The organism is Tabrizicola sp. (assembly GCF_022842145.1).
Taxonomy (GTDB): Bacteria; Pseudomonadota; Alphaproteobacteria; order Rhodobacterales; family Rhodobacteraceae; genus Tabrizicola.
Map to the genome: position 1 here is coordinate 180,265 of NZ_JALHQD010000001.1, position 25,556 is coordinate 205,820.

At 67.0% G+C, this 25,556-nt stretch carries 16 protein-coding genes; 9 read left to right on the plus strand and 7 right to left on the minus strand.

Translation table 11 applies throughout. The annotated features are described in order from the left end of the window. The first annotated feature begins 143 nt into the window (after positions 1-143). Together Q0C42_RS00930 and zapE are read left to right on the plus strand one after the other, a co-directional pair. Positions 144-1,610, plus strand: coding sequence for a 2-isopropylmalate synthase (locus Q0C42_RS00930; protein WP_295070669.1), 1,467 nt, complete (start codon positions 144-146; stop codon positions 1,608-1,610). A gap of 446 nt (positions 1,611-2,056) precedes the next feature. Further along, positions 2,057-3,136 (plus strand): cell division protein ZapE, encoded by a 1,080-nt coding sequence (zapE, locus tag Q0C42_RS00935; protein WP_295070672.1) that lies wholly within the window; start codon positions 2,057-2,059, stop codon positions 3,134-3,136. Here the strand turns inward: zapE and Q0C42_RS00940 are convergent. Together Q0C42_RS00940 and serB are read right to left on the minus strand one after the other, a co-directional pair. Further along, entirely contained in the window at positions 3,133-3,894 is a 762-nt protein-coding gene (locus Q0C42_RS00940; protein ID WP_295070674.1) for a TSUP family transporter, read from the minus strand. The two genes, zapE and Q0C42_RS00940, sit on opposite strands and share 4 nt — an antisense overlap. A 201-nt stretch (positions 3,895-4,095) precedes the next feature. Next, entirely contained in the window at positions 4,096-4,974 is an 879-nt protein-coding gene (serB, locus tag Q0C42_RS00945) for a phosphoserine phosphatase SerB (protein ID WP_295070678.1), read from the minus strand. 153 nt (positions 4,975-5,127) lie between these two features. On the opposite strand from serB, the gene Q0C42_RS00950 reads away from it, so the two are divergent. From Q0C42_RS00950 to Q0C42_RS00965, 4 genes are all read left to right on the plus strand, one after another. Further along, positions 5,128-6,285 carry a phosphoserine transaminase gene (locus Q0C42_RS00950; RefSeq protein WP_295070681.1) on the plus strand — a complete coding sequence of 386 codons (1,158 nt, stop codon included), beginning with the start codon at positions 5,128-5,130 and terminating at the stop codon, positions 6,283-6,285. An 89-nt stretch (positions 6,286-6,374) separates the two neighbouring features. Then, the gene (gene serA / locus Q0C42_RS00955) at positions 6,375-7,967 is read left to right on the plus strand and encodes a phosphoglycerate dehydrogenase (RefSeq protein WP_295070684.1); all 1,593 of its coding nucleotides are present in this window, start codon (positions 6,375-6,377) and stop codon (positions 7,965-7,967) included. A gap of 42 nt (positions 7,968-8,009) precedes the next feature. Beyond that, complete coding sequence (locus Q0C42_RS00960) at positions 8,010-8,600, plus strand: dimethylsulfonioproprionate lyase family protein (RefSeq protein WP_295070687.1); 591 nt, start codon at positions 8,010-8,012, stop codon at positions 8,598-8,600. A 112-nt stretch (positions 8,601-8,712) separates the two neighbouring features. Next, positions 8,713-9,468 (plus strand): metallophosphoesterase family protein, encoded by a 756-nt coding sequence (locus Q0C42_RS00965; RefSeq protein ID WP_295070690.1) that lies wholly within the window; start codon positions 8,713-8,715, stop codon positions 9,466-9,468. Between the two features lie 6 nt (positions 9,469-9,474). On the opposite strand, the gene Q0C42_RS00970 is transcribed toward Q0C42_RS00965, so the two are convergent. Further along, positions 9,475-9,696: a hypothetical protein gene (locus Q0C42_RS00970; RefSeq protein ID WP_295070692.1), complete on the minus strand. Its 222-nt coding sequence runs from the start codon at positions 9,694-9,696 to the stop codon at positions 9,475-9,477. A 99-nt stretch (positions 9,697-9,795) separates the two neighbouring features. Here Q0C42_RS00970 and Q0C42_RS00975 point away from each other — a divergent pair, with 99 nt between their 5' ends. Next, positions 9,796-10,368 (plus strand): DUF2585 domain-containing protein, encoded by a 573-nt coding sequence (locus Q0C42_RS00975; protein ID WP_295070696.1) that lies wholly within the window; start codon positions 9,796-9,798, stop codon positions 10,366-10,368. Positions 10,369-10,398: 30 nt separating this feature from the next. Here Q0C42_RS00975 and Q0C42_RS00980 read toward each other — a convergent pair whose 3' ends face one another. Then, complete coding sequence (locus Q0C42_RS00980) at positions 10,399-11,499, minus strand: sugar MFS transporter (protein WP_295070697.1); 1,101 nt, start codon at positions 11,497-11,499, stop codon at positions 10,399-10,401. 129 nt (positions 11,500-11,628) lie between these two features. Here Q0C42_RS00980 and bktB point away from each other — a divergent pair, with 129 nt between their 5' ends. Further along, complete coding sequence (bktB, locus tag Q0C42_RS00985; protein WP_295070700.1) at positions 11,629-12,786, plus strand: beta-ketothiolase BktB; 1,158 nt, start codon at positions 11,629-11,631, stop codon at positions 12,784-12,786. A 242-nt stretch (positions 12,787-13,028) separates the two neighbouring features. Here bktB and pbpC read toward each other — a convergent pair whose 3' ends face one another. Together pbpC and Q0C42_RS00995 are read right to left on the minus strand one after the other, a co-directional pair. Further along, on the minus strand, positions 13,029-15,071 hold the full coding sequence (gene pbpC, locus Q0C42_RS00990) for a penicillin-binding protein 1C (RefSeq protein ID WP_295072783.1): 2,043 nt from the start codon (positions 15,069-15,071) through the stop codon (positions 13,029-13,031). Between the two features lie 130 nt (positions 15,072-15,201). Continuing rightward, the gene (locus Q0C42_RS00995) at positions 15,202-20,688 is read right to left on the minus strand and encodes an alpha-2-macroglobulin family protein (protein WP_295070703.1); all 5,487 of its coding nucleotides are present in this window, start codon (positions 20,686-20,688) and stop codon (positions 15,202-15,204) included. A gap of 132 nt (positions 20,689-20,820) precedes the next feature. Here Q0C42_RS00995 and Q0C42_RS01000 point away from each other — a divergent pair, with 132 nt between their 5' ends. Continuing rightward, on the plus strand, positions 20,821-23,355 hold the full coding sequence (locus Q0C42_RS01000; protein ID WP_295070706.1) for a response regulator: 2,535 nt from the start codon (positions 20,821-20,823) through the stop codon (positions 23,353-23,355). Positions 23,356-23,508: 153 nt separating this feature from the next. Here Q0C42_RS01000 and recQ read toward each other — a convergent pair whose 3' ends face one another. Further along, positions 23,509-25,554, minus strand: coding sequence for a DNA helicase RecQ (gene recQ, locus Q0C42_RS01005; RefSeq protein WP_295070708.1), 2,046 nt, complete (start codon positions 25,552-25,554; stop codon positions 23,509-23,511). Positions 25,555-25,556 lie beyond the last annotated feature (2 nt).

Below are 25,556 nucleotides of genomic sequence, written 5' to 3' on the forward strand. Positions count from 1 at the left end.
GCCCCCACTATATCCTCTCCTTCTACCAAACCACGCCCCAAGGGAAAGTGTTTCCAGCCCCTCCCAAGCCTTTGACCGTCAAATCCTTGTCACACTCCAAGCGCCCCCTTACCCTGCCCGCCAATCACCCGAGGGATTCGCCCATGCGCCTGCCGACCGCCCTCCTCCTCGCCGCCCTCGCCCTCCCCGCGCAGGCGCAGGACGGCGACATCATCACCAAGCAATACGACGACGGCTCGGTCTACGAGGGCACCTTCCAGAACGGGCGCCAGCACGGGATGGGGACCTACCGGCTTCCCTCGGGTTTCACCTATTCCGGCGAGTGGGTGAACGGCGAAATCATCGGCGTCGGCACCGCGCGCTACCCCAACGGATCGGTCTACGAAGGCAGCTTCGTGAAGGGCCAGCCCGAGGGCAAAGGCAAGATCACCTCGCCCGATGGCCGGGTCTACGAGGGCGAGTGGGTCCAGGGCCAGATGACCGGGGCGGGCAAGGCGACCTATGCCAATGGCTCGGTCTACGAAGGCAGCTTCGTCAAGGGCACCCACAACGGCAAGGGCAAGCTGACCAACCCGTCGGGCTATACCTATGACGGCGACTGGGTCCTGGGCGTCAAGGAAGGCCAGGGCCGCATCACCTACCCCGACGGCGCGACCTATGAAGGCGCGCTGGTCAAGGGCCAGCGGTCAGGCAAGGGCAAGCTCACCATGCCCGATGGCCTGACCTATCAGGGCGACTGGTCCGAAGGCCAGATCAACGGCGCGGGCATGCTGACCCAGCCCAACGGCGACGTCTACGAGGGCAGCTTCAAGGACGGCCTCCGCGACGGCCAGGGCAAACTGACCCACAAGTCCGGCGACATCTACACCGGCACCTGGACCAAGGACCGCCGCCAGGGCCGCGGCACCTTCACCAGCCCCGACGGCTTCAAGTACGAAGGCACCTGGGTCGAAGGCCGGATGGAGGGCACGGGGTCAATCACCTACCCCGACGGCTCGGTCTACATCGGCGCGATGAAGGCAGACCAGCCGAACGGCCAGGGTGCCATCACCTATCCCGACGGCTCCACCTACCAGGGCAACTGGCTGGCGGGGGTGATTGAGGGCCAGGGCCGCGCCACCTACACCGACGGCCGCGTCTACGAGGGGTCGTTCAAGCAGGCCAAGCCCGAGGGCACAGGCGTGATGACCTACCCCGACGGCTACCGCTACGAAGGCAACTGGGTTTCAGGCCAGCGGCAAGGCGTCGGCTCTGCGGTCTACCCTGACGGCAGCCTCTACAAGGGCGACTTCAAGGCCGGGTTGCGGGATGGCCAGGGTGAGTTTTCCACCACCGACGGATTCAAATACGCCGGCACCTGGGTCGCCGGCCAGATCGAGGGCCAAGGCGTGGCCACCTACCCCGAGGGCGACATCTACGAGGGCCTGTTCAAAGCCGGAAAGCGCGAGGGCCAGGGGAAGCTGACCTACGCGTCCGGCGAGGTGGCCGAGGGCATCTGGCAGAACGGCATCCTGACGGCCCCCCCGGAGGCTCCGGCGGCCCTGGCGGAAGGCGAGGCCGCCGCCCCCACCGAAGGCGAAGCCCCCGCAGAACCCGCGACCAACCCGTAGGTCGGGCTTCAGCCCGGCTCTCCCGAAAACTTGTCAAGTCGCACGGTGGCGACAAAGCGCACCACCGCCGCGCAACACAAGGCAGCGCCCGACCGCCGGGTGGGCGACCGCCGCCCGAATGACGCGCTTTATGGCTCCAAGCACATCCACAGGACTTCTGCTGGCACCGTCAGCAAAGCGCCCGCCCGAGGGGGCGGTCGGGCGCTGCCCGGCGGGCTTCGCCCTTGATTCCGGGCAAGGCTGGCGATCCAACGGATGCGTCTTGCGCAAAACTGCCATCCCCGCGAAAGCGGGGACCCACGTTTCCCACCCTCCCCCACCTCAGTTAACACCCCCCTAACGCCCACAGCCAACCCCTTGAAATCCCAACCCTCCCTAACCTGCCCACGCGCGGGCAGGGCCGGAAGCCCTTGCGGCCCCCACCCCCGCCCCGCTACTCCTTCCCCATGCGCCAGACCCTGACCGAGATCTACGAGGCCCGCGTGGGCGAAGGCTCCCTCAGGGCCGACCCCGCCCAGCACGCCCTCCTCCCCCGGATGGAGGACCTCCGCGCCTGGCTGGAAGCGAACGCGACCCGCAAGGTCGGCCTCTTCGCCGGCCTCTTCGCCAAGCCGATCCAGCCCCCCCGCGGCCTTTATCTCTGGGGCGGCGTCGGGCGGGGGAAGTCCATGCTGATGGACCTCTTCACCGATGCGACCCAGATCCCCCAGAAACGCCGCGTCCACTTCCACGCCTTCATGCAGGACGTCCACAAGGGGATGCACGCGGCCCGGCAGACTGGCGTCGAAGACCCCCTCACCCCCGTCGCCGACGAGATCATCCGCGACCTGAGGCTCCTCGCCTTCGACGAGATGCAGATCACAGACATCACCGACGCGATGATCGTGGGCCGCCTCTTCGAGAAGCTCTTCGCCGCCGGGATCGTGGTCGTCACCACTTCGAACCGCCCGCCCGGCGACCTTTACAAGGACGGCCTCAACCGCGGGATCTTCCTGCCCTTCATCGCCATGCTGGAAGACCGGCTGGAGGTCGTCGAACTGGAAAGCCCCACCGACTACCGCCAGCACCGCCTGCAGGGCGCGCAGGTCTACTTCCACCCGGCCCGGTCCGCCACCACCCAGATCGCCGCGATCTGGAGCGACCTGACCGGCGGCGCGCCCGACCAACCTCTGACCCTGGAGGTGAACAGCCGCCAGGTCACCCTGCCCCGCTTCTCCAACGGGGTCGGGCGGTCCAGCTTCTGGGACCTCTGCTCGAAACCCCTCGGTCCCGCCGACTACCTCGCCATCGCCCGCGCGGTCCGGGTGCTGATCCTGGAAGACATTCCGCAGCTGTCTTCGGCCAACTACAACGAGGCGAAACGCTTCGTGATCCTGATCGACGCCTTGTACGAAGCCAAGGTCCGCCTGATCGCCTCCGCCGCCGAAGCGCCTGAACGGCTGTATATAGAGGGCGAAGGCTCCTTCGAGTTCGAACGCACCGCCAGCCGCCTGCGCGAGATGCAGTCCGCCGGGTGGGGTGCCTAGCCCAGCGCCTGCCACAGAAGCCGCAGGGCCATTCCCGACGACACCACCACCAAGAGCGGCTTGATGAGCCGCGCCCCGACGCGCATTGCCAGCCGGGCACCCAGAGCGGCCCCCGCGATCTGCCCCACGGCCATCGCAAGCCCCACGCCCCACCAGGTCGCGCCCGAGAAGACGAAGACCAGAAGGCTGCCAAGGTTCGAGGCAAAGTTCAGCATCTTGGTGTGCGCCGTGGCTTTGAGGACGCCATACCCGGCCAAAAGCACGAACCCCATCATGAAGAACGACCCGGTGCCCGGCCCGAAAAACCCGTCATAGGCCGCCACTGCTGGAACCAGAGTCACCGCAAAGACCGCAGGCTTCATCCGCTCGGCCTTTGTGTCGTCGGTGAGGCCCGGCTTCAGCGCGAAGAACGCCGCGACGCCGATCAACACCACCGGCATGATGATCCGCAAGACCTCGGCCGGGATCAGATGCGCCACCAAGGCGCCCAGGCCGCCGAAGACCGCACTGATCGCGGCCATGCCAAGCTGATCCTGCGGCCGTACGTGACCGGCACGCGCATAGGCCAGCATCGCGGTCGCGGAGCCAAAGGTCCCCTGCAACTTGTTCGTCGCCAGCGCTTCGACCGGGGACGCTCCCGCCAGCAGCAGGGCCGGGACCGAGATCAGCCCGCCTCCACCCGCAATGCTGTCGATGAACCCGGCGCAGAAGGCGGCGAGGATCAGGAGGAGGGCAAGATGCGTGGCGACTTCGAACATGGCCGCGCTTTCTCGCCGCATCGGGCACCGGGGGCAAGGGGTAGCCGGTCCGAGGTGGAAAAGTCGGACTCTTCGCCAGATGTCCTGAGTTTATCGACGGGTTGGCCACCGGTTCGCGAACCCCCGATCATCCGAGGAGGAGGCGAAGGCCGACGACGAGAGGAAAGACCTGCGCGGAACGCGCTCAGCTTGATCCGACTGTCAGACCGGGGCGAACTCGTCGCGCGAATAGCCCTGCAGGTACAGCAGCGCCGTCAGATCGCCGTGGTTGACGCGGACTTCGCACTGCGCCTGAACCGTGGGCTTGGCGTGCAGCGCCACACCGGTCCCCGCGGCCAGCAACATCGGCAGGTCATTGGCCCCATCGCCAACCGCCAGCGACTGGGTGGGAGTGATCCCCAACCGGGCAGTGATCTCTTGCAGGGCCTGCAGCTTCGCTTCCTTGCCAAGAATCGGCTCTGCCACCGTCCCGGCGAGCCTGCCTGAAGCCAGATGCAGGAGGTTGGCCCGGTTCTCGTCGAACCCAAGCTGATCCGCTACAGCTTTGGTGAACGCCGTGAAGCCGCCCGACACCAGCGCCGCATAGGCCCCGTTCGCCTTCATCGTCGCCAGAAGCACCTGCCCCCCCGGCATCAGCGTGATCCGGTCGCGGAGCACCCGGGCGATCACGCCCTCGGGCAGGCCTTTCAGGAGGCCGACCCGCTCGCGCAGCGCAGCTTCGAAGTCGAGCTCACCATTCATTGCCCGCGCAGTGATGTCCGCCACGCGCGCGCCGACCCCGGCTTCGTCGGCCAGCTCGTCGATGCATTCCTGCCGGATCATCGTCGAGTCCATGTCGGCGATCAGCAGACGCTTCCTGCGTCCCTCGGCCTCCTGCACCGCCAAGTCGACGCGCAGGGCCTGCAGACCTTCCCAGACCTCCCAGCGGTTGTCTGGTACCCGGTCCAGATCGAATTCCGCCGCTACACCGGGGTCAAGCCAGCGCGCCGCACCGCCACCCCAGGCATTGCGGAGGGATTCCACCGTCACCCGCTCCAGCACCGGGGTTTCGGGGTTGGTCAGCAGAGTGGCAACGAACATGGGCGGGTTTCCGATAGTGAACAGAGGCGTCGCTTTTTCGCGACGATGCGGCGCATTAGCGCGATTTTTCCGCTTGCACCAGAGCGGGCGGGTCTTTAGCCAAGGCGGCGGGACACCCTTCCCCAACGAAGGGCTTTTAGCTGGAAGGCTACCATGACAGACCTGACCCCGCCGGCCAAGCGCCCGGCCAATCCGCGCTTCTCTTCTGGCCCCTGCGCCAAGATCCCCGGTTATTCCCTTGATATGCTTGGCGATGCGCCCCTGGGCCGCTCGCACCGTGCCGCCGTCGGCAAGGCCAAGCTGAAAGAGGCGATCGACCGCACCCGCGAAATCCTCGGCGTTCCTGCCGACTACCGGATCGGCATCGTTCCGGCGTCCGACACCGGCGCTGTCGAGATGGCGATGTGGTCGCTGCTGGGCGCCCGTCCCGTGGAGATGCTGGCCTGGGAAAGCTTCGGCGAGGGCTGGGTCACCGACGCGGTGAAGCAGCTGAAACTGGATGCCAAGGTGCGGATCGCGCCCTATGGGCAGATCGTGGACTTCCGCGACGTGGACTTCGACAAGGACGTGGTCTTCACCTGGAACGGCACCACCTCTGGCGTCCGACTGCCGAACGGCGATGCGATCCCAGCGACCCGCGCGGGCCTGACGATCTGCGACGCGACCAGTGCCGCCTTTGCGATGGACCTGCCCTGGGACAAATTGGACGTCACCACCTTCTCCTGGCAGAAGGTCCTGGGCGGCGAGGGCGCGCATGGCGTGATCATCCTGTCGCCCCGCGCCGTCGAACGGCTGGAGACCTATGTCCCCGCCTGGCCGCTGCCGAAGATTTTCCGGCTGACCGCCAAGGGCAAGCTGATCGAAGGCATCTTCGCAGGTGAGACGATCAACACCCCGTCCATGCTGGCAAACGAGGATTACCTCGTCGCGCTGAAATGGGCGAAGTCGGTGGGCGGGCTGAAGGGGTTGATCGCCCGCGCCAACGCCAATGCCAAGGTCGTCCACGACTTCTGCGCCCAGAACCCCTGGATCGCGAACCTCGCCGATGACCCGGCGACGGCCTCGACCACCAGCGTGTGCCTCAAGTTCACCGATCCGCGCATCACCGACGGCGAGGCCTTTGCCAAGGCGGTCGCAAAGCGGATCGAGAAGGCGGGTGCAGGCTTCGACATGGGAGCTTACCGCGATGCACCTCCGGGCCTCCGCATCTGGTGCGGCTCTACGGTCGAGACGGCGGACGTGCAGGACCTGATGCCCTGGATCGCGCACGCCTTCGCGGCCGAGATCGCGGCACTGGCACAAGCTGCCTGAAAGGGCGGTGGGCGGATCGCCCACCCTACAGAACCCCCATTCGCAAGGTGGGCGATCCGCCCACCTTCCCCCAAATCAGGAGCATCCCGATGCCACGCGTTCTCGTATCCGACGAACTCTCCGAAACCGCCGTCCAGATCTTCCGCGACCGCGGGGTCGAGGTCGACTACCTGCCGAAGCTTGGCAAGGACAAGGACGCCCTCGCTGCCGTCATCGACCAGTATGACGGGCTTGCCATCCGCTCGGCCACCAAGGCCACCGAGAAGCTTCTGGAGAAAGCCACCCGCCTGAAGGTCATCGGCCGCGCCGGGATCGGCGTGGACAACGTCGATATCCCGGCGGCCTCGAAGAAGGGCGTCATCGTGATGAACACGCCCTTCGGCAACTCCATCACCACGGCGGAACATGCCATCGCCATGATGTTCGCTGTTGCCCGGCAAATCCCCGAAGCCAACGCCTCCACCCATGCCGGGAAGTGGGAAAAGTCCAAGTTTCTGGGCGTTGAGCTGTTCAACAAGACCCTCGGCGTGATCGGAGCGGGCAACATTGGCGGGATCGTCTGCGACCGCGCTGTCGGCCTGCACATGAAAGTCATCGCCTATGATCCCTTCCTGTCCGACGAACGCGCCAAGCAGTTGGGCGTCACCAAGGTCGACCTCGACGACCTTCTCGCCCGCGCGGACTTCATCACCCTGCACGTGCCCTTGACCGACAAGACGCGCAACATCCTGAACCGTGAGAATCTTGCCAAAACGAAGAAGGGCGTCCGCATCATCAACTGCGCCCGGGGCGGTCTGATCGACGAAGCGGCTCTCCTTGACGCCCTGAACGCGGGCCACATCGCGGGTGCCGCGCTGGACGTCTTCGAAGTCGAACCCGCCACCGAGAGCCCGCTTTTCAACCACCCGAATGTCGTCTGCACCCCGCACCTCGGCGCTTCCACGACCGAAGCGCAGGAGAATGTCGCGCTGCAGGTGGCCGAACAGATGTCGGACTACCTGCTGACCGGGGCGGTGCAGAACGCGCTGAACATGCCCAACGTCACCGCCGAAGAGGCCGCCGTGATGGGCCCGTGGATCAAGCTTGCCTCGCATCTGGGCAGCTTCATCGGCCAGATGACCGACGAGCCGATCAAGGCGATCAACATCCTTTATGACGGCACCGTGGCCGAGATGAACCTTGCCGCGCTGAACCAGGCGGTGATCGCGGGGGTGCTGAAGGCGCATAATCCGGACGTCAACCTCGTCTCGGCCCCCGTGGTCGCCAAGGACAAGGGCATCCAGATCTCTACCACCCGGCAGGAAAAGACCGGGGTGTTCGACGCCTACATCAAGGTCACGATGGTGACGGACAAGCGCGAACGGTCGGTGGCGGGCACCTGCTTCAGCGATGGTAAGCCGCGCTTCATCCAGATCAAGGGCATCAACATCGACGCCGAGATCGGGCAGCACATGCTGTACACCACGAACGAGGATGTGCCGGGCATCATCGGCCTTCTCGGCATGACGATGGGCAAGAACAACGTGAACATCGCGAACTTCACCCTCGGGCGCTCGGGCGTGGGCCAGGACGCCATCGCGATCCTGTATCTTGACCAGCCCATCGACCCACGCGTGATCGACACACTGGAGGGTACGGGCATGTTCTCGCAGGTCAAAGCCTTGCAGTTCGACGTCGCCTGACCCACCCTGCCTCGGCCGGGCATCCCGCCTGGCCGAGGCACCATGAACCTGTCGCCGCTCCTCCATGCCCTTGCGGACCTGACGGCCACAGAGCCACGGCATGAGGCGCAGGTCGCCGCTGAAACCCTGCGCGCGGCCGCGGACACTGACTTTCCGCGCCAATCGCCCTCCGCCCTCTCTCCAGGGATCCTGAGCACGGCCGGTCTGACAAATGCCCATCGTGCCGCCCGGTTGATCCACGACGCGCACGTCGGGCTTCCTTGGCAGGACAGCCCAGCCGCTTCCCTCCAGCCCACCAGCCTCCGCGCGATCAAGTCCATCGTCACGCTTATTGGCCCTGGCGCGGCAATCCCCTCCGAAAGCCTGCTTTTAGGCCTCTTCTATCAGGCCGCTGGCAGCTATTATCCCCTGCACGCTCATGAGGCGGCGGAGACCTACACGATCCTCGCCGGCACCGCCCAATGGCAGGCCGGCGACGGGCGCTTCCCGGTCAGCGCGGGCAAGGCCATCCACCACCCGCCGAACCTGCCTCACGCCATGCGCGCGGGGCCCGACGGTTTCCTCGCTATGTGGCGCTGGTCGGGCGACATCGCCTTTGACAGCTACCGGATGCTGCCCGATCCGGAAGGCTGACCCAGAAGTCTGGCCCGGAAGCCTGGCTCTTGCCCTTTCATCTTTGCACAAATATCCCACGGGTGGTCCGGAGGGTGTGAAACCCTCCGGGGTCAGCCACAGGGACCGACGCATGCATCTTTACGCCATCGGCGACATCCACGGGCATCTGAAGCTTCTGAAAGCCGCGCATGCGCTGATCGCGGACGACATGGCCAAGCACGGGCCAGGGCAGATTGTGCACGTCGGCGACCTTGTCGACCGTGGCCCCGACAGCCGGGGGGTGATCGACTACCTCAGCCAGGGCCAGGCCGCAGGCGAGGACTGGGTGGTTCTGAAGGGCAACCATGACCGGATGTTCACCCGCTTTCTGAACGACCCGATGGAGCAGGAGCCCGGCCTGCGCGCGGACCTCGGCTGGCTTCACCCCAAACTGGGCGGTCCGGCGACGCTTGCCTCTTACGGGGTGGCAAAGGCCGCGGACCGGCCGATCCCGAAGGTTCATGCCGATGCTGTCGCCGCCGTCCCGCAAGCGCACCGCGACTACCTGTCGTCGCTACCCTCGATGCACCACGCCGTGGACTGCCTTTTCGTCCATGCCGGCCTGCGTCCCGGCGTGGCTCTGGACCAGCAGATCGAAACCGATCTGGTCTGGATCCGCGACGTCTTTCTGATCGAGGTCGCCAGCTTCGGCCCCCTGGTCGTCCACGGTCATACGGCCATCAACGAGGCCACGCATTACGGCAACCGCATCAACCTTGACAGCGGTGCGGCCTATGGCGGGCCATTGTCGGCCGTGGTGATCGAAGGACGCGAGGCGGCGCTTCTGACGCCCCAGGGTCGCAAGAAGCTTCCCGGCCCACAACCAATGCTGTTCCGGAACGGCTGATGCCGCTTAGGGATGCTCGCGCCGGATCAGGCGCTTGACCGACCGGCCGCCGAGATAGCCGAAGACCACCGTTGCCAGTCCGACCACCTCGGCGATGGCCGGACCGTCGGGAACACCGCGCACCACAAGTGCGACGGTCATCAGTGCAAAGCCCCCGGCGCTGGCCCAAAGCCAGAACCAAAGCTCGCCCCGCGTCGGTCCGAAACGCCAGGGGTTCTTCTCGTCCATCGCCTGTCTCCTGCATCGCCGCCACAGGGGTCCGCAAATCTTGCGGCCCAAGGTATACCCTACTTTACCGGCGTCGCGGGCCATGATTGCTTGCCGATCATGACGACAAGCGCCCAGAACCGCCTCACGCCGATCCTGATAACCCTCGGGATCATCCTTCTTACGGCCGCCTACCTGCTGTGGATCGGGCGCGAACCGATCTGCAAGTGTGGCTATGTCAGCCTCTGGCACGGGCAGGTTGTCAGCGCCGAGAACTCGCAGCACCTGTCGGACTGGTACACTCCCAGCCACATCATCCACGGTTTCCTGTTCTACGGCGCGCTTTGGCTGGTGGCCCGGCGGCTGTCGTTCAGCTGGCGGCTTTCCATCGCCACCCTTGTCGAATGCGCCTGGGAGATCGTGGAAAATTCCGACGCGGTGATCGAACGCTACCGGACAGTGACGATCTCGTTGGACTACTACGGCGACAGCGTGATCAACACGGTCTTCGATGTCTTTGCGATGATCCTGGGCTTCTGGCTGGCGGCGAAGCTGCCGGTCTGGGTCACGGTCGCGCTCATCATCCTGTTCGAAGTCGGGACCATGTGGATCATCCGCGACGGGCTGGCGCTGAACGTGCTGATGCTGCTCTGGCCGCAGGACTGGATCGCCACCTGGCAGGCCGGGCGCTGATCGCCGGACCCGGCTGAAGAACCGGACCCGTCAGACCCGCATCCGCCGGAGGGAGAGCAGCGCCGCGATCGTGGCCAGCCCAAGCAGCGCGGCGATGATCCAGAAGAAACCCCGCTCGCCCATGCCGCCGAGCAGGGGTGCCAGGATCAGCGGCGTCACGATCGCCCCCACCAGGCCCGCAGCGACGATGGTCGGCGGCACCCGGCTGTCCTCGCCCATCTTGCCGCTGGCGGTCACGTAGTAGCCCGGAAAGAATACCCCGGCCGAGGCTCCCATTGCCACGAAGAACACCGCCGGTGACAGCAGTGCCGCGCCCAGGGCACAGAGGGCGGCCGTACCGATGGCGATCGTGTACAGCACGAAGGGTGCCACCCGGTGGGCGATGAAGATCAGGCCCACACGGGCCAGAAGGAAGACGACGAAGAACGCCGACAAGAGTTCCGAGGCCCGCGTCTCCTCCACCCCCGCCCGGATCAGCGCGGTGGGGCCAAGGCCGGCGAGGCTGACCTCCATCCCGATGGCGAAAGCTCCGAAAGCCAGGATGGCCCAATCCGGCCGGAAGGGCTTGACCGGACCCGTCGGCGCGACGCCCTCGCGCCCGGCGGGACCCGCAAGCGTCCAGGTCGCCAACAGTGCCACCGCGACCACGCCGAAGGTCCACGCGGGGTTGCTGCCCAGCCAGACGAACACCAGCGGTGCCGCGATTGCCCCGACCCCGAAGGTCGCGTTCAGAAGGCTCAGCATCGAGGGCCCCCTGGCCCCGAAGGCGCGCATGACGCGCGGATTGAACACTGCGGTCGCCATGCCGTAGCCCGCCCCGAAGACCACTGCCCCCGCCAGCGTCAGCACCCAGCCCGTGCCAAGCGCCATCACCCCGGTTCCCGCCGCCATCACGGCCAATGCGTGCCGCGGCCCGATCATCGCGCCGCGGACATACATGAAGCCCACGCCCAGAAAGCACCCGACCCACAGCAGCGCCACGAAAAGCCCGGCCTCGCCCTCGGTCAACGAGAACTCGCGCACATAGACCGGGAGCGCCGGTCCGAAGAGCGCCTGCCCCGCACCCATCATGACAAAGGTCGCAACCCCGGCGAAGAGAAGCGCCGCATGCGCCCGGATCAGGTCTTTCAAATCGCTCTCCCGCTGGTGGGCCTGACTTCCCCCGGCAGTCCGGCACTGTCAATGCCGCCCGTGACGCTACGTCCTGTCGCCAGAAGCGTTCTCTTCGTGCAAACTGCAGGCAAACCTCCGGAGGACCCGATGACCGAAATCCACATCCTGTCTGCAGTCCGCACCGCCATCGGTGGCTTTGGCGGCTCGCTTGCCGCGATAACCCCGATCGACATCGCCACCCATGTCGCCAAGGCCGCCCTGGCGCGGGCCGGGGTCGACGGCGCGCAGATCGGCCAGGTCGTCATGGGCCACGTGATCAACACCGAACCGCGCGACATGTACCTGTCCCGCGTCATGGCGATGAACGCCGGGATCCCCGAGACGACGCCGGCACTGAACGTCAACCGCCTCTGCGGCTCGGGCGCGCAGGCCGTGGTCTCTGCCGTCCAGGCGCTGATGTTGGGAGACGCCGAAATGGCCTTGGCCGGCGGAGCCGAGTGCATGAGCCGCTCGCCCTACATCCTTCCCGCCGCGCGTTTCGGTCAGAAGATGGGCGACACGCGCGCTTTGGACATGATGACCGGCGCGCTGACCTGTCCATTCGGCACCGGGCACATGGGCGTCACGGCCGAGAACGTCGCGGCAGCCCACGGCATTACCCGCGAGGACCAGGACGCCTTCGCGCTGGAAAGCCAGACCCGCGCGGCAAGGGCAATCGCCGAGGGCCGCTACGCCGACCAGATCGTCCCCATCGAGATCGGCGGAAAGAAGGGCCCCACGACCTTTGCCACCGACGAACACCCCAAGGCCACCAGCGCCGAGGCCCTGGCCGGCCTGCGCCCCGCCTTCCAGAAGGACGGCACGGTGACGGCGGGCAATGCCTCGGGCATCAACGACGGCGCGGCGGCGCTGGTAATGAGCCGCGACGCCAAGGGCAGCCGCGCCCGGATCATGGGATACGCGCTGGCGGGCGTGGACCCGAAAGTCATGGGCCTTGGCCCGATCCCGGCGGTGCAGGCGCTGTGCCGCAAATTGGGCGTCAAGCCCGACAGCTTCGACGTGGTGGAATCCAACGAGGCCTTTGCCGCCCAGGCCCTTGCCGTCTCCCGAGCGCTGGACCTCGACCCGGCGCGGGTGAACCCCAATGGCGGTGCCATTGCGCTAGGTCATCCTGTCGGGGCGACCGGCGCGATCCTGGTCGTGAAGGCGCTGCATGAGCTGGAACGGACCGGCGGCCGCACCGCGCTGATCACGATGTGCATCGGCGGCGGCCAAGGCATCGCGCTGGCCATCGAGCGCGCCTGACCCCTCCTCGTTCGACTTCGTCTCCTCGTCGGTGGACCTGCGAGGAAAGACAAAGTCGACGACGAGCCCCGCGCTGCGCCTCACCCGGCCAGCGCGTCGATCATCCGGACCTGAAGGGCGTGGCGACCGCCCTCGATACGGCCCGGGCTGCAATCTGACGTACCGCTGACATGGGTCGTCCGGTTACGCCAGATCAACCCAATCGGGATTGGCGTAGGGTGGGCGATACGCCCACCCTGCCTTCAGCGCACCTGCACCTGCGACCGGGCCGAACGCCCGTCCGCGTCGATCACGCTCAGCGTCACAAAGCCCGCGCCGGGCAGGGCCAGGATCGCCTCGCGCCCGTCCATGCCGACGATCACCGGCACGCCGTCCGCCAGCCAGGTGAAGGGTGCCGTCCCGCCCGTAACCCGGACCTTCAGTCCGGACGCAAGCAGTTCCACTTCCGCCCCGTCCGGCGGGAAGGCCACTGCGGGCGCATCGGCATCCGCCGCGAATACGGCGGACCGCGACCGGAACCGCTGCAAGGGCTGCGGCAATTCTGCATTGGCCACCAGCAGGGTGGAGGCCGGGGCCGCGGGCTGCGGGTCGAGCTTCCCCTTCAGCCGGTTGAACGCCTGGAACAGCACGGGTGCTGCCACATCCGCCCCGAAGGCCCCCGGCACCGGCGTCCCGTCGGCCCGGCCCATCCAGACCCCGACCACGTGCTTGCCGTCAAAGCCGATCGCCCAGGCGTCCCGGTGGCCGTAGGACGTCCCGGTCTTGTAGGCCAGCCGATTGCTCGGCGCACCCGGAGGCGGAGCCAACCCCGCCAGAATATCGCCCACCTGCCAGGCCGCGACCTCGGACACCACGCGCTGTCCCTCGGGCACCTCGGCATCCAGCCGCCAGGTCAGTGGCCGCGCCACCCCGCCCCGCGCCAGCGTCGCATAAAGCTGCACCATGTCCGACAGCGTCACCCCGACCCCGCCCAAGGCAATCGCGAGCCCAGGCTGATCACCGGGGAACACCGGCTGCATTCCCGCCTTCTCCATCGCGGAAATCAGCTTCGCGGGACCCAAAGCCTCGGTCAGCGCCACGACCGGGATGTTGCGCGACAGCTGCAAGGCCTCGCGCATCCGGATCGTGCCGAGGTAAAGCTTGTCGAAGTTCTGCGGCGCATAGGCGCCGAAAGCCATCGGACGGTCGTCGATCATCGTCTCGGGATGGCCCAACCCCTCATCGAAGGCCAAGGCGTAGACCAGGGGCTTCAATGTGGACCCGGGCGACCGCAGCGCCTGGGTCATGTCGACGAAGCCCTGCCGCCGATCGCTCTGGTAGCCCGCCGATCCGACCGAGGCCAGGATCTGGCCCGAGGCATGGTCGGCGACCAGGATCGCCACCTGCAACGCTTCGCCGCGGCCCTCGACGGCTTCCAGCGCAAGCGCCTCCAGCTTCTTCTGCAGATCGCCGTCAAGGGTCAGGTGGTGGGTCAGGGTCGTCGGCAGCTCGGCTTTCGCCCGGTCAGCCAGATGAGGGGCCAGAGCCGGGAAGGGTTTGCGCAGCCCCGGCACCGCTTCGCGCAGCGCTGCGTCTGCCGCGCCGGCGTCGATCACGCCCGCCTCGACCGCCCGCGCCAGCACCCGGTTCCGCGCCGCCTCGGCCCGGTCGGCGGCGCGGTCGGGGCGGCGGCTTTCCGGGCTTTGCGGGATCGCCACCAGAAGGGCTGCCTCGGCCGGGGTCAGACGGCGCGGCTCCTTGCCGAAATAGCTGATCGAGGCCGCCCGCACGCCTTCGAGGTTTCCGCCGAAGGGGGCCAGATGCAGGTACAACTGCAGGATCTGGTCCTTCGACAGCCGCCGCTCCAGCGCCAGCGCGACCCGCATCTGCCGCAGCTTGCCGCCAACTTGGCCGGTCGTCCCCTCCTCCAACAGCCGGGCGACCTGCATCGTCAGGGTCGACCCGCCCGAGACGACGCGCCCGTTCCATACCGCCTGCAGAACCGCCCGTGTCATCGACCGGGGATCGACGCCGGAATGGTCTCGGAACCGCCTGTCCTCATAGGCCATGAGCATCCGCAGATAGACCGGGTCCACCTTGTCCGGCGGCAGCGCCAGCCGCCAACGGCCATCGGCCACGGTATAGGCGCGCAGAAGATCGCCCTCGCGGTCGAGAACCTCAATGGAGGTCTCGACCAGCAGCGGCGGCAGGACCGTGGCGTCAATCCACCGGTCGAAATGGTCGCGGCCAAAGGCGCCAAGCCAGAGACCCAAGGCAAGCACCAGAAGCCAACGCGCGCGCATCACCGAGGTTCGCTCCTCGAGCACTTCGTGCACTCCTCGCTCCGCGCTCCTCCGACGAGTGCACGAAGTGCTCGAGGAGGGTGCCCTAGCGCCACCGCCAAAAGACGGAAGCGCGCCTTTCTCCGAAGCGGGGTCACTTGGTTATCGTGACCTCGCCCGTCTCGCTGCGCGCCCTGAAGTCGGGGCGGTACATGTCCTCGACCGAGGCGGCGGCGTGGTGGAAGGTGCCCGGGCTGACCGCCCGCACGACGTAGGCCAGCTTGAACGGCTGGTCCGAGCGCCAGTCCACCGCCGTCAGGAAGCGGTCCTGCCGGAACTCGCTATGGGCGACGTCCTGCAGGCTGTCCAGCCAGCCCAGTTCCGACGTCGAGCCTGCCGACATCAGGTTCGGGTTGTCGATCTCGAACCCGGCGGGCAGGGGGTCGCTGACCATCAGCCGCGCCTCGCCATAGGCGAAGGGCGTCACTTCCAGCACCGTCACCAGCCGCGTTCCGGCTGCCACGTTCTCCAAGGCCACAGGCTCACCGGCCATCGTGAAGTAGCTGCGGGAGATGGCATAGCCGTTGCCACCCGCCGGTTCCGGTTCGGACGGGACGCCATAGGTGGTGATGGTGACCGTGGTACCCGGCCCGTCGTTCTTCACCACCACCGGAGTCACCGAGTCTGCGTCCAGCACGCGGACCAGGGGGCCGGACGCAGGCTGGCCGTCAATGGTGAGCCCGTCCACCGCGGGCCGGTCGATCAGCGCATTCGCCGCCAGCAGCGCCCAGGTGGCCTCTTGCGTCGAGAGGTTCGTGCCTTGCGCCGCCAGCCGGTCGGTCAGCGCCTCGCGGTCCACCGCGTTGGATCCTGCCTCGACCGCCAGCGTCAGAAGCGCGGCCGTGTCGCGGTACCGCGTGCCGTAGTCCACCCGCCAGATCTGGCCCTGCTCGGGGGGCAAAGACTCCATCTTTGCCGCGGCCTTGCGGAACATCGCATCCGCCCGCGCCTGGTCGCCGTAGGACGCAAGCGCGGCCCCGACCTGACCCATCGCCAGCGGGGTGGCAAAATCGTCGCCCTTCACGTTGGCATAGTAGCGCAGATCGCCAATGGCCGCCGCACCCTCGCGCGCCAGCACCATCAGCGCATAGGCTAGCGCCTCGCCGCCGCCGTTGGTTTCGGCGCTGAAGTCCGGCGCGTAGTTCACCTGGTTCCGCAGGTTCGCCAGCGCGGATCTGAACGCCACATCGGGCACCTGGTAGCCCTGCGCCTTCGCCCGGCTGAGGAAGTCGGTGACATAGGCATCGAGCCAGAAGTCACCCTCTGCCGGCCCCCAGAGCCCGAACCCGCCGGTCGAGGACTGGTTCGCCAGAATCTCGACGATGGCTTCGTTGATCCGGCCCGCGATTTCCGCGTCGCCTTCCAGGTCCATCACCCGCGCCACTTCGTCGAAGTAGAGCAGCGGCAGCGCCCGGCTGGTCATCTGTTCCGTGCAGCCATAGGGATAGCGGTCCAGCGCGGCCAGCAGCCCCGGCGCATTGAGGCGCGCCAGGGGACCGATTGCCATCGTGGCCTTGCCCGAGCCGGCCACCAACCCGGCGAAGACATCGCCGTCGAAGGTGAAGGTCTGTCCAGAGGCAAGCTCCAGCCGTGAAATCCGCGCGACCTCGGGGTCATTCACCTGCACCGGGACCGACAGCGTCTTCTTCAAGACCTTCCCGTCCGGCGTGGTCAGGCTGATGTCGATGGTCTGCACCCCGACCGCGCCTGCCGTCACCGGGACCTCGAACACCGCCTTGGCCTTGTCGCCCAGATCGAACCCCGAGGGCACGGTCCCGAGCGTTAGCCCATTTGCGACGACATCAAGGCTCATCCGCCCCGACGGCCCGGTCGCGTGGACCACTTCCAGAAGCAGCCGCGACGTGTCGCCCGGCGACAGGAAGCGCGGCACCGAGGCCGTCACCACGACCGGATCGCGGACCAGCACATCGGCGCTGGCTTGGCCGACGCCGGTCTTGGACCATGCCACAGCCATCACCTTCACTGTACCGTTGAACGACGGCAGATCGAAGGACGCCCGCGCGTAGCCGTCCGCGCCAACCTCGACCGGGCCGGTGAAATAGGCCACCAGCTCTTCCGTGGGGGGTGGCGCCTGCAACCGCGCCTGGGCGCCCGCATCGCCACCGGAGCGGACTTCCCCGGTCGCGCCGTTCAGCCCGTCGATCAGCCGGCCATAGATGTCGCGGATGCCGACGCCCAGCCGCCGCTGGCCAAAGTAATGCGCCTGCGGATCCGGGGCCTCGAACCCCGTAAGGTTCAGGATGCCCACGTCCACCGCCGCGATGGTGACGTAAGCGGTCTCGCCCGTCGCCACGCCTTCGACCTTCACCGCCACGTCCAGCGGCCCGCGCGGCGCTGCCTCTGCCGCCATTTCGACCGTCGCCTTCAAAGCCCGCGCGCTCGGATCGATGGAAGCATGGGTCAGCCCCAGGGCCCGCGCCGGGTTCCGCCCCGCCGCCACGTCCATCGGCCGCAAAACCGAAACCGTCACATAGACCCCCGCGCCCCATTCGTCCGTCACCGGAAGCTGGATCAAGTTCTCGCCCTCTTTCACTTCCACGGCCTGCATCGCCACCAGCCGGTTCGACAGCACCGTCACCAGCGCCGTCCCGGCCGCCCGCGGCACGATCCGCAACGTCGCGGTATCGCCAGGCTTGTAGGCCGGCTTGTCCAGCGACAGTTCCAGCGTGTCCGGCGTGGCCGAGGCGTCCGCAGGCGCATACCAGCCCGCGTAGAACTCCATCGACGTGGCGGCCTTCCCGCCATCGGCCGCGGTCACCAGAACCTCATAGGTCCCCCAGCTGACATCCGCCGCGACTTCGACCGGAGCCGTGCCAAGCACCGCCTCGCCCTCGGCCACCACTTCGCGGCTGACCACCGGCTCCCAGTTCCAGTTGCCGTAGCTTTGATACCACTGGTAGTCGTACTGTACGCGGGCCACGGTCCATTTGACTGGCAGCGCCACCGGCGTCTCGCCCTCGACTGCCAAAAGCTGGAACCGTGCCTCGCCGCCCTCGGGGGCGACGCCGTCGAACAGGGGCTTAACCCCGATCATCGGTTCAGTCGAGGCGACCGCCTTGGTCACCGACCGCTCCACCGGACGGCCCGAGCCCTCGGCCACGCGGATCGTCACGCGGGCTTCCAGCGGGCGGTGCGGGTCCGCGATCTGCGGCAGATAGACCGGCAGCACGGCATTGCCCGCCTCGTCCGTCTCACCACCATTCAGCGCCTCCATCACCGCACTGAACGGCTGGTCGTGGCGCCCGAAGACGTAGCCCGGGAAGGCCGCCAGGCCGTCTGCCGCACGCAGCAGAACCTCGCCCTCGATGGCCAGCCCCGCGCCGGGGGCGCCGAACAGGTAGCGCGCGGCCACGGTCAGATCGACCGAGGAGTCCTGGCCGACCAGCAGCGGCGCATCGGCCATCGTCAGGTCGAAGTCGATGCGTTCCGGCAGGAAATCCTCGACCAGGAAGGTCTTGGACGCCAAAGCCGGGGCTTCCAGATCGGCGAACATTTCCAGCCGCCAGACCCCGCGCGGAGCGGAGCCTGCGATGGGCAGGCTGAAGACATGCCCACCCGCGCCGAAGTCGCTGACCTGCATCCGCGAGTATTCCACGCCGTCCGGGCGTTTCAGCACCGCCGTCAGCGGCAAGCCTTCGACCGCCGCCTGTTCCGCATCCCGCGCCAGCGCGGTGACATAGACCGTCCCGCCCGCGCGATAGGCCCCCCGGTCGGTGGTGACGAACACGTCGATGGGCGGAGACGCCTCGCGCCCTTCGACCCCGCGGTCGGAAAGGTCGAATTCGGGATCGGTCAGCGACAGGAAGGCGATGTCCTGATCGGCTTCCTTCACCACGACCATCGCGGGCGCACTGCCCGCCATGCCGCGCGTCAGGCCCGCGTCGAACCGCGCATAGCCCTGGTCATCGGTCGTGGCCGTGCCCAGCAACGTATTGGCCCGGTTCAGAAGCTCCACCGTCACGCCCGGCTTCGCCGCAGCCGTGCCGAGCGACCGAACGAAGACATGCAGCCCGTCCACCCCCGACATCGTCGTGACCCCAAGGTCCGAGATCACGAACCATTGCCAGCCCGGCGGAATGGTATAGGGGTCCACCCCCGGCACCGCGGCCTTCAGGGCGTAGATGCCGGCTGGCAGCCCCTTCAGCGCCTCGCCCAGCGGGAGGCGGGTGGTGACGTCCTTGTTGACCTCCTGCCCGACCGTTGCCGTACCGGTCCACAACGCCTCGCCCACCGTGTCGGCGAAGTATTCCTCGGAATAAACGTTGATCGGCGCGCCGAAGTAGGTGTCCTGCACGGACCGCAAGAGGTTGCGGTCGGTGACGCGGTACAGCGTCAGGTCCAGCTTCTCGGTGTTCACCGTCTCGACCGGCAGCGCCGGATCGCCCGCCTTCGGCAGGACATAGCCACGGCCCGGGAACTTCACCCCCGGAGCCCGGTCGCGGACGTATTGCGTAATCTCGACCGACTTCGCCATCGTCTGGCCGTCGGCAGCAGGCAGCCCCTCGCGGAAGGTGACGGAGTAGCGTTTCCCATGCTCCAGCCCCGCGACGCAAAGCTGCCGCCAGCCGCCGTTTTCCACCGTCAGACCGGAGTCCTTCAGCTGAACGAAGGTTGAATAATCGACGCCCGAGGCCACCAGATCCTCACTGAACGTCACGCAGATTCGTGGGCGGGCAAGGTCGGACTGCACCAGCGTCTCGGCAATGCGAAAGCCGTACTTTCCAATCGCCGCATCCAGCAGAGCAGCCGTATCCACCCGCTCCTGCAGGCCTTGCGCCAGACGCAGAGCAGAAACGGTATCGCGCCCCCGCCCGTTCCGCTCCAGGACGTCGGCCATCGTCACCAGGATCGTATGGCGCAGCGCCGGGTTTTCGGCCCGCAGATAGGCGTTCACCGACGACAGCATCGCCTGGCTGAAAAAGTACCCCGACTGGTTCTGATCCGCGATCCCCGCCTGCAACTGCCGCCGCGCGAACTCGCCCCAGGTCGCGGCGTCATCGGTCCGGTTCAGCGCCGCGCCGGTGTAGGCCGCCGCGCCAGCCCAGTCGCCCCGCCCCTCGGCCTCGGACGCCGCCGCCAGGTGTTCTTCGGCCGACCAGGGACCCGTCGTATGCTGCCGACCAAGCCCCTGGGCCTGCTCGAAGGCCGGCTGCACGTCCCAGTCCGGCAGGAAGGCCAACTCCTTGCGCCGATCCGCCGCCGCCGCCCGCAGACCCGCATTCGCCTCGATCACCGTGGCCGAGTAGGCCCCCGCGAAGAATGCCCCCTCGCCTGGATTGTTCTTCACGAAACACGACCCGTTGTTCGTGTTGAACACATATCCCGTGCAGCGCGCGTTGGTCAGGCAGGCCCGCTCGCAAGCCTCGATCGTGGTGTCAAAAACGCTGGCGACATCGCCCCCCGGCAGGTCCTGGTCCTGGGTCACCACGAAGCGCCGCTCTGGGATCAGGTCCTGTGCCACCGCCATTCCGGTCGAGCCAAGAACAACCGCCGCTACCATCGCCTTCAGAAACCCGCGCATCGAAAATGCCTCCTGCATCCAGAGCCGCGACTGTCGCATGGCCCCGCCCTTTCAGGCAAGCAGCCACACCCTGTCGGCGTTAAGCCTTGGTTCATTTTGATCGGCGAGGGTAGTCGCGAAAACCGGATGTCGGCCTCCGCCGGCACCGCGCAGAATGTCGGTCGGTCAAGCATGGATCTTTCGGAACGTCTCGTGAAGGAACGGCGCGCCAGACTGGCTGCCGAACGCCTTCTCGACCAGAAAAGCCGCGAGCTTTTCGCCGCCAACGAGAAACTTGCCATCCATGCCCGGTCCTTGTCCGACCAGATCGTCGAACAGCGCCAGGTCGTGAAATCCGCGCTGTCCGAGGCCGAGCTTCTGAAGGACCAGAATCTCCGCTTCGTCGACGACCTCGACCGCGCCCACACTGCCGCCGTCATGGCCGAGCGAAGGCTTTGGGACGCGATCAATACCATCCGCGACGGATTCGCGGTGTTCGATGCCAACCTCAAGCTGGCCACCGCCAACCAGGCCTTCCTGTCCTGGTTCGACGGCCAGCCCGTCGCCCCCGGCGTGTCCTATGACGAGTTGTTGGGGATCTTCGCCCGCACCGTTCTCGACCTCGGCGATGAAACGCTGGACGATTTCACCCAGCGCATGCGCGCCCGGATCGACTGCGACCGGATCGAACCCGTCACGCTGAAATTGCGCAACGGCACCTGGATCAAGCTGCAGGATCGCCGCGCCAACGATGGTGGCATTGTCACGCTTGCCATCGACATCACCGAACAGATGCGCATCTGGGCCGCCATCGACGTCTTGCCCGATGGCTTTGTCCTTTTTGACCGGGAGGAACGACTTTTGGCCTGCAATCAGCGTTACCGCGAAATGTTTCCCGACTCTGCCCCCCTCATCCAGCCCGGCGTCACTTTCGAGGATCTCTTGCGCCATGGGCTGAAGCACAGCCACGTGCCCGACGCCGTGGGGCGCGAGGAGGATTGGCTTGCCGAACGGCTGCGCCATTTCCGCGCCGCCGACACCATTGCCGAGAATACGCTCGCCTCCGGCCAGGTGATCCTGGAATCCGACCACGTCACCCCGGACGGCGGCCGCGTCGGGCTTCGGACCGACATCACCGCCATGCGCGAACAGCAGTCGCAGCTGGAGGCCGCCCGCAAGCAGGCCGAGGCCGCAAACCGCGCCAAGTCCGCCTTCCTGGCCAACATGAGCCACGAAATCCGCACGCCGATGAACGGCGTCGTCGGGATGGCGGAACTTCTTTGCGACACTGCGCTGTCGGAAGAACAGCGCCTTTTTGCCGAAACCATCCGATCCTCGGGCGAGGCGCTGCTGGTCATCATCAATGACATCCTCGACTATTCCAAGATCGAGGCCGAGCGTCTGACCCTGCGACCCGAACCCTTCGATCTGGAACGCACGATCCACGAGGTGACGATGCTGCTGCAGCCCCGCGCGCGGGAAAAGGGCATCGACCTGATGATCGACTTCGACATGTTCCTGCCCACCCGCTTCGTCGGCGACCCGGGCCGCCTGCGCCAGGTGCTGACCAACCTGATCGGCAACGCGGTGAAGTTCACCGAAAAGGGCCACGTGCTTACCCGCGTCGTCGGTGTGGACGACGAGGAAGGCCGCCAGACCCTGCATGTCACCGTCGAGGACACCGGCATCGGCATTGCGCCCGAATACCTCGACCACATCTTTGGTGAGTTCAACCAAGTCGAGGATGAGCGGAACCGCAAGTTCGAAGGCACCGGCTTGGGCCTTGCGATCACCCGCCGCCTGATCGAACACATGGGCGGAGCGGTCTGGGTCGACAGCGACTTCGGCCAGGGCTCCAGCTTCGGTTTCCGCGTGACGCTTCCGGTGGCCGAGGACTCGGCACCCGCCCAGGTTCCGGTCGCCGTCAAGCGCGTGATTGCCGTCGACGACCAGTTCATCAACCGCACGATCCTGGAACGCCAGCTTGCCCCCTGCGGGATCGAGGTCACGCTCTGCCGCACGGGCGCCGAAGTGCTGGAAAAGCTGGCCACCGACGCCAGCTATGACGTGGTGCTGACCGACCACGCCATGCCGGAAATGGACGGGGTCCAGCTTCTGGAGCAGATCCGCGTCGCCGGACATACCCTGCCGGTGATGCTCCTGTCGTCCAATCCCACGGGCCTTGGCAGCATGGCGCATGACTTCGCCGCGATCCTGCAAAAGCCGATCCTGCGCTCCGACCTCTACCGCCACCTGCAGGGCCAGACGGCCCCCGCTGTCGAGGATCTGGCCATGGCTGCTCCGGTCGTTCCCGCCGACCTGCGCCAGATGCGGGTCCTTGCGGCCGAGGACAACAAGACCAACCAGCTCGTCTTTCAAAAGATGGTCCGCGGCATGGACATCGAGTTGCGCTTTGCCGACAACGGCCGCATCGCCGTCGAGATGTTCCAGGAGTTTCAGCCCGACCTGATCTTCATGGACATCTCGATGCCCGAAATGGACGGCAAGGAAGCCGCCCGCACCCTGCGTGGAATGGGCGCCACCGTCCCCATCGTCGCCCTGACCGCCCACGCGATGGAAGGCGACGCCGAGGCAATCCTCGCGTCCGGCATCGACCGCTACCTGACGAAACCCCTGCGGAAGACCGCCATCGAAGGGGCGCTTGGCGAATACTGCCCACCCGAGGCCCGCCCCCCGCTTGCCCACCCGGCCGAGGACGCCGCCTGAAGCCTACCCAGCTTTCCGCCGGACTGTCCCTCGGCCAGCGCGTGACAGGCCTTTCATCTTTGCTCAAATATCCCCGCCGGAGGCTCCGACGGTTCCATCCAGCCCCCTTGTCTGGGTCGCAGAACCCGAATCCCACCACCTTGGACGGGACCTTCAACTGTCCCGCAGCACCGCCAGGAAGGCCTCCCCGAAACGCTCCAACTTGGCCTCGCCCATGCCGGAAATCCCGGTCAGTTCCGCCAGGGTCGAGGGCCGCCGTTCCGCGATGGCGCGCAGGGTGGAATGTGTACACGTCAGGTATTTCCCGGTCCCGTCCTCTCCCCGCGACAGCGACAGCTGGATCTCTGCCAACCGGTCGAACAGCGCGCCCTCCGGCCGCCCCGCCAGCTTCATCCGCGCGGGATGCAGCCCCTCCGCCGCGCCGGTGATCACCTCCAGAAAGGCCGCGCCATAGCTTTCCAGCTTCCGCGCGCCGACCCCGGTAATGCCCGCCATCTGATCTAGGGTCGCAGGCTTCCGCTCCGCCATCTCGATCAACGTCTTGTCCGGGAAGACCACATAGGCCGGCACGTTCTGCGCCTCGGCCAGCGCACGCCGTTTGGCCTTCAGCAAGGCCAGGAGCCCCAGATCCTCATCCGCCACCTGCGCGCGGACAACCGGTTCCCGCTCGCCTGCAGACACCACCGTGTCACGGCGCAGCGTCACTGTCGCCTCGCCGCGCAGGACCGGCCGGGCGGCGTCCGTCATCCGCAGCGCACCGTGGCGGTCGGGGTCCGGACGGACGAGGTCGCGGCCCATCATCTGCCGGAAGACCGCGCCCCAGGCCGGTTTCGACAGGTCCTTCCCAACCGCGAAAGTCGGCAGCTGGTCGTGACCCCGTTCCCGCACCTTGTCGGTCGCCGTGCCGGTCAGAATGTCGATCAAATGGCCCGCTCCGAACCACTCCCCCGTCCGCAGGATCGCCGACAAGGCCTTTCGCACCGCCTCGGTCGCGTCGAAGAGCTGCGCCGGGCGGTCGCAGAGGTCGCAGTTTCCGCAAGGTTCCGCCGTCTCGCCGAAATAACCCAGCAGGACCTGACGTCGGCAGGCCAAAGCCTCGGCCAGACCCAGAAGCGCGTTCAGCCGGGTGTGGTCCGCAGCCTTGCGGTCCGCAGGGGCTGCCCCCTCGTCAATCTGCGACCGCCGCAGACGGATGTCGTCGGGGCCGTAAAGCGTCATTGTCTCGGCGGGCGAGCCATCGCGCCCCGCTCGGCCGATTTCCTGGTAGTAGCCCTCGATCGACTTCGGAAGGTCCGCGTGTGCCACCCAGCGGATGTCCGGCTTGTCGATCCCCATTCCGAAGGCGATGGTCGCCACCACGATCAGCCCGTCTTCGCGCTGGAAGCGGACCTCCACCCGGCGGCGTTCGTCGGCTTCCATGCCACCGTGATAGGCCACGGCCTCGTGCCGCGCCTCGCGCAGGGCCTGGGCCAGCGTCTCGGTCTTCGCGCGGGTAGCGCAATAGACGATGCCGGACTGACCCTTGCGCGCCGATGCAAAGCGCAGGATCTGTTCGCGTGGCTTGTCCTTGACCGAGAAGGCCAGGTGGATGTTCGGCCGGTCGAAGCCGCGCAGGAAGGTGGTCGGCGCCTCGCCGTCGAAGAGGCGTGTCACGATCTCGGCCCGCGTCTCCTCATCCGCCGTCGCGGTGAAGGCCGCCAGCGGCACCTGCAAGCTGCGGCGCAGCTCGCCGATCCGCAGGTAGTCGGGGCGGAAGTCGTGGCCCCACTGCGAAACGCAATGCGCCTCGTCCACCGCGATCAGGCTGCACTTCGCCCGCCGGAGAAGCGCCATCGCCGACCCGGAGGCCAGTCGCTCGGGCGCCATGTAGAGAAGCTTCAGCCGCCCCTCGTCGATGGCCTGGAAGACCTCTTCCGTCTCCTCATCCGTGTTCCCCGAGGTCAGCGCCCCGGCCTCGACCCCAGCGGCCTTCAGCGCGCGCACCTGGTCGCGCATCAGAGCGATCAGCGGAGAGATGACGACGGTCACACCGTCCCGGCACAGCGCCGGCAGCTGGAAGCACAGCGACTTGCCTCCGCCCGTCGGCATGATCGCCAGCGTGTTTCGGCCTTCCAGCACCGATTGGACAATCTCGGCCTGGCCCGGACGGAAGTCAGGGAAGCCGAAGACGGAATGCAGAAGCTGGGCGGCGCGGTCCAATG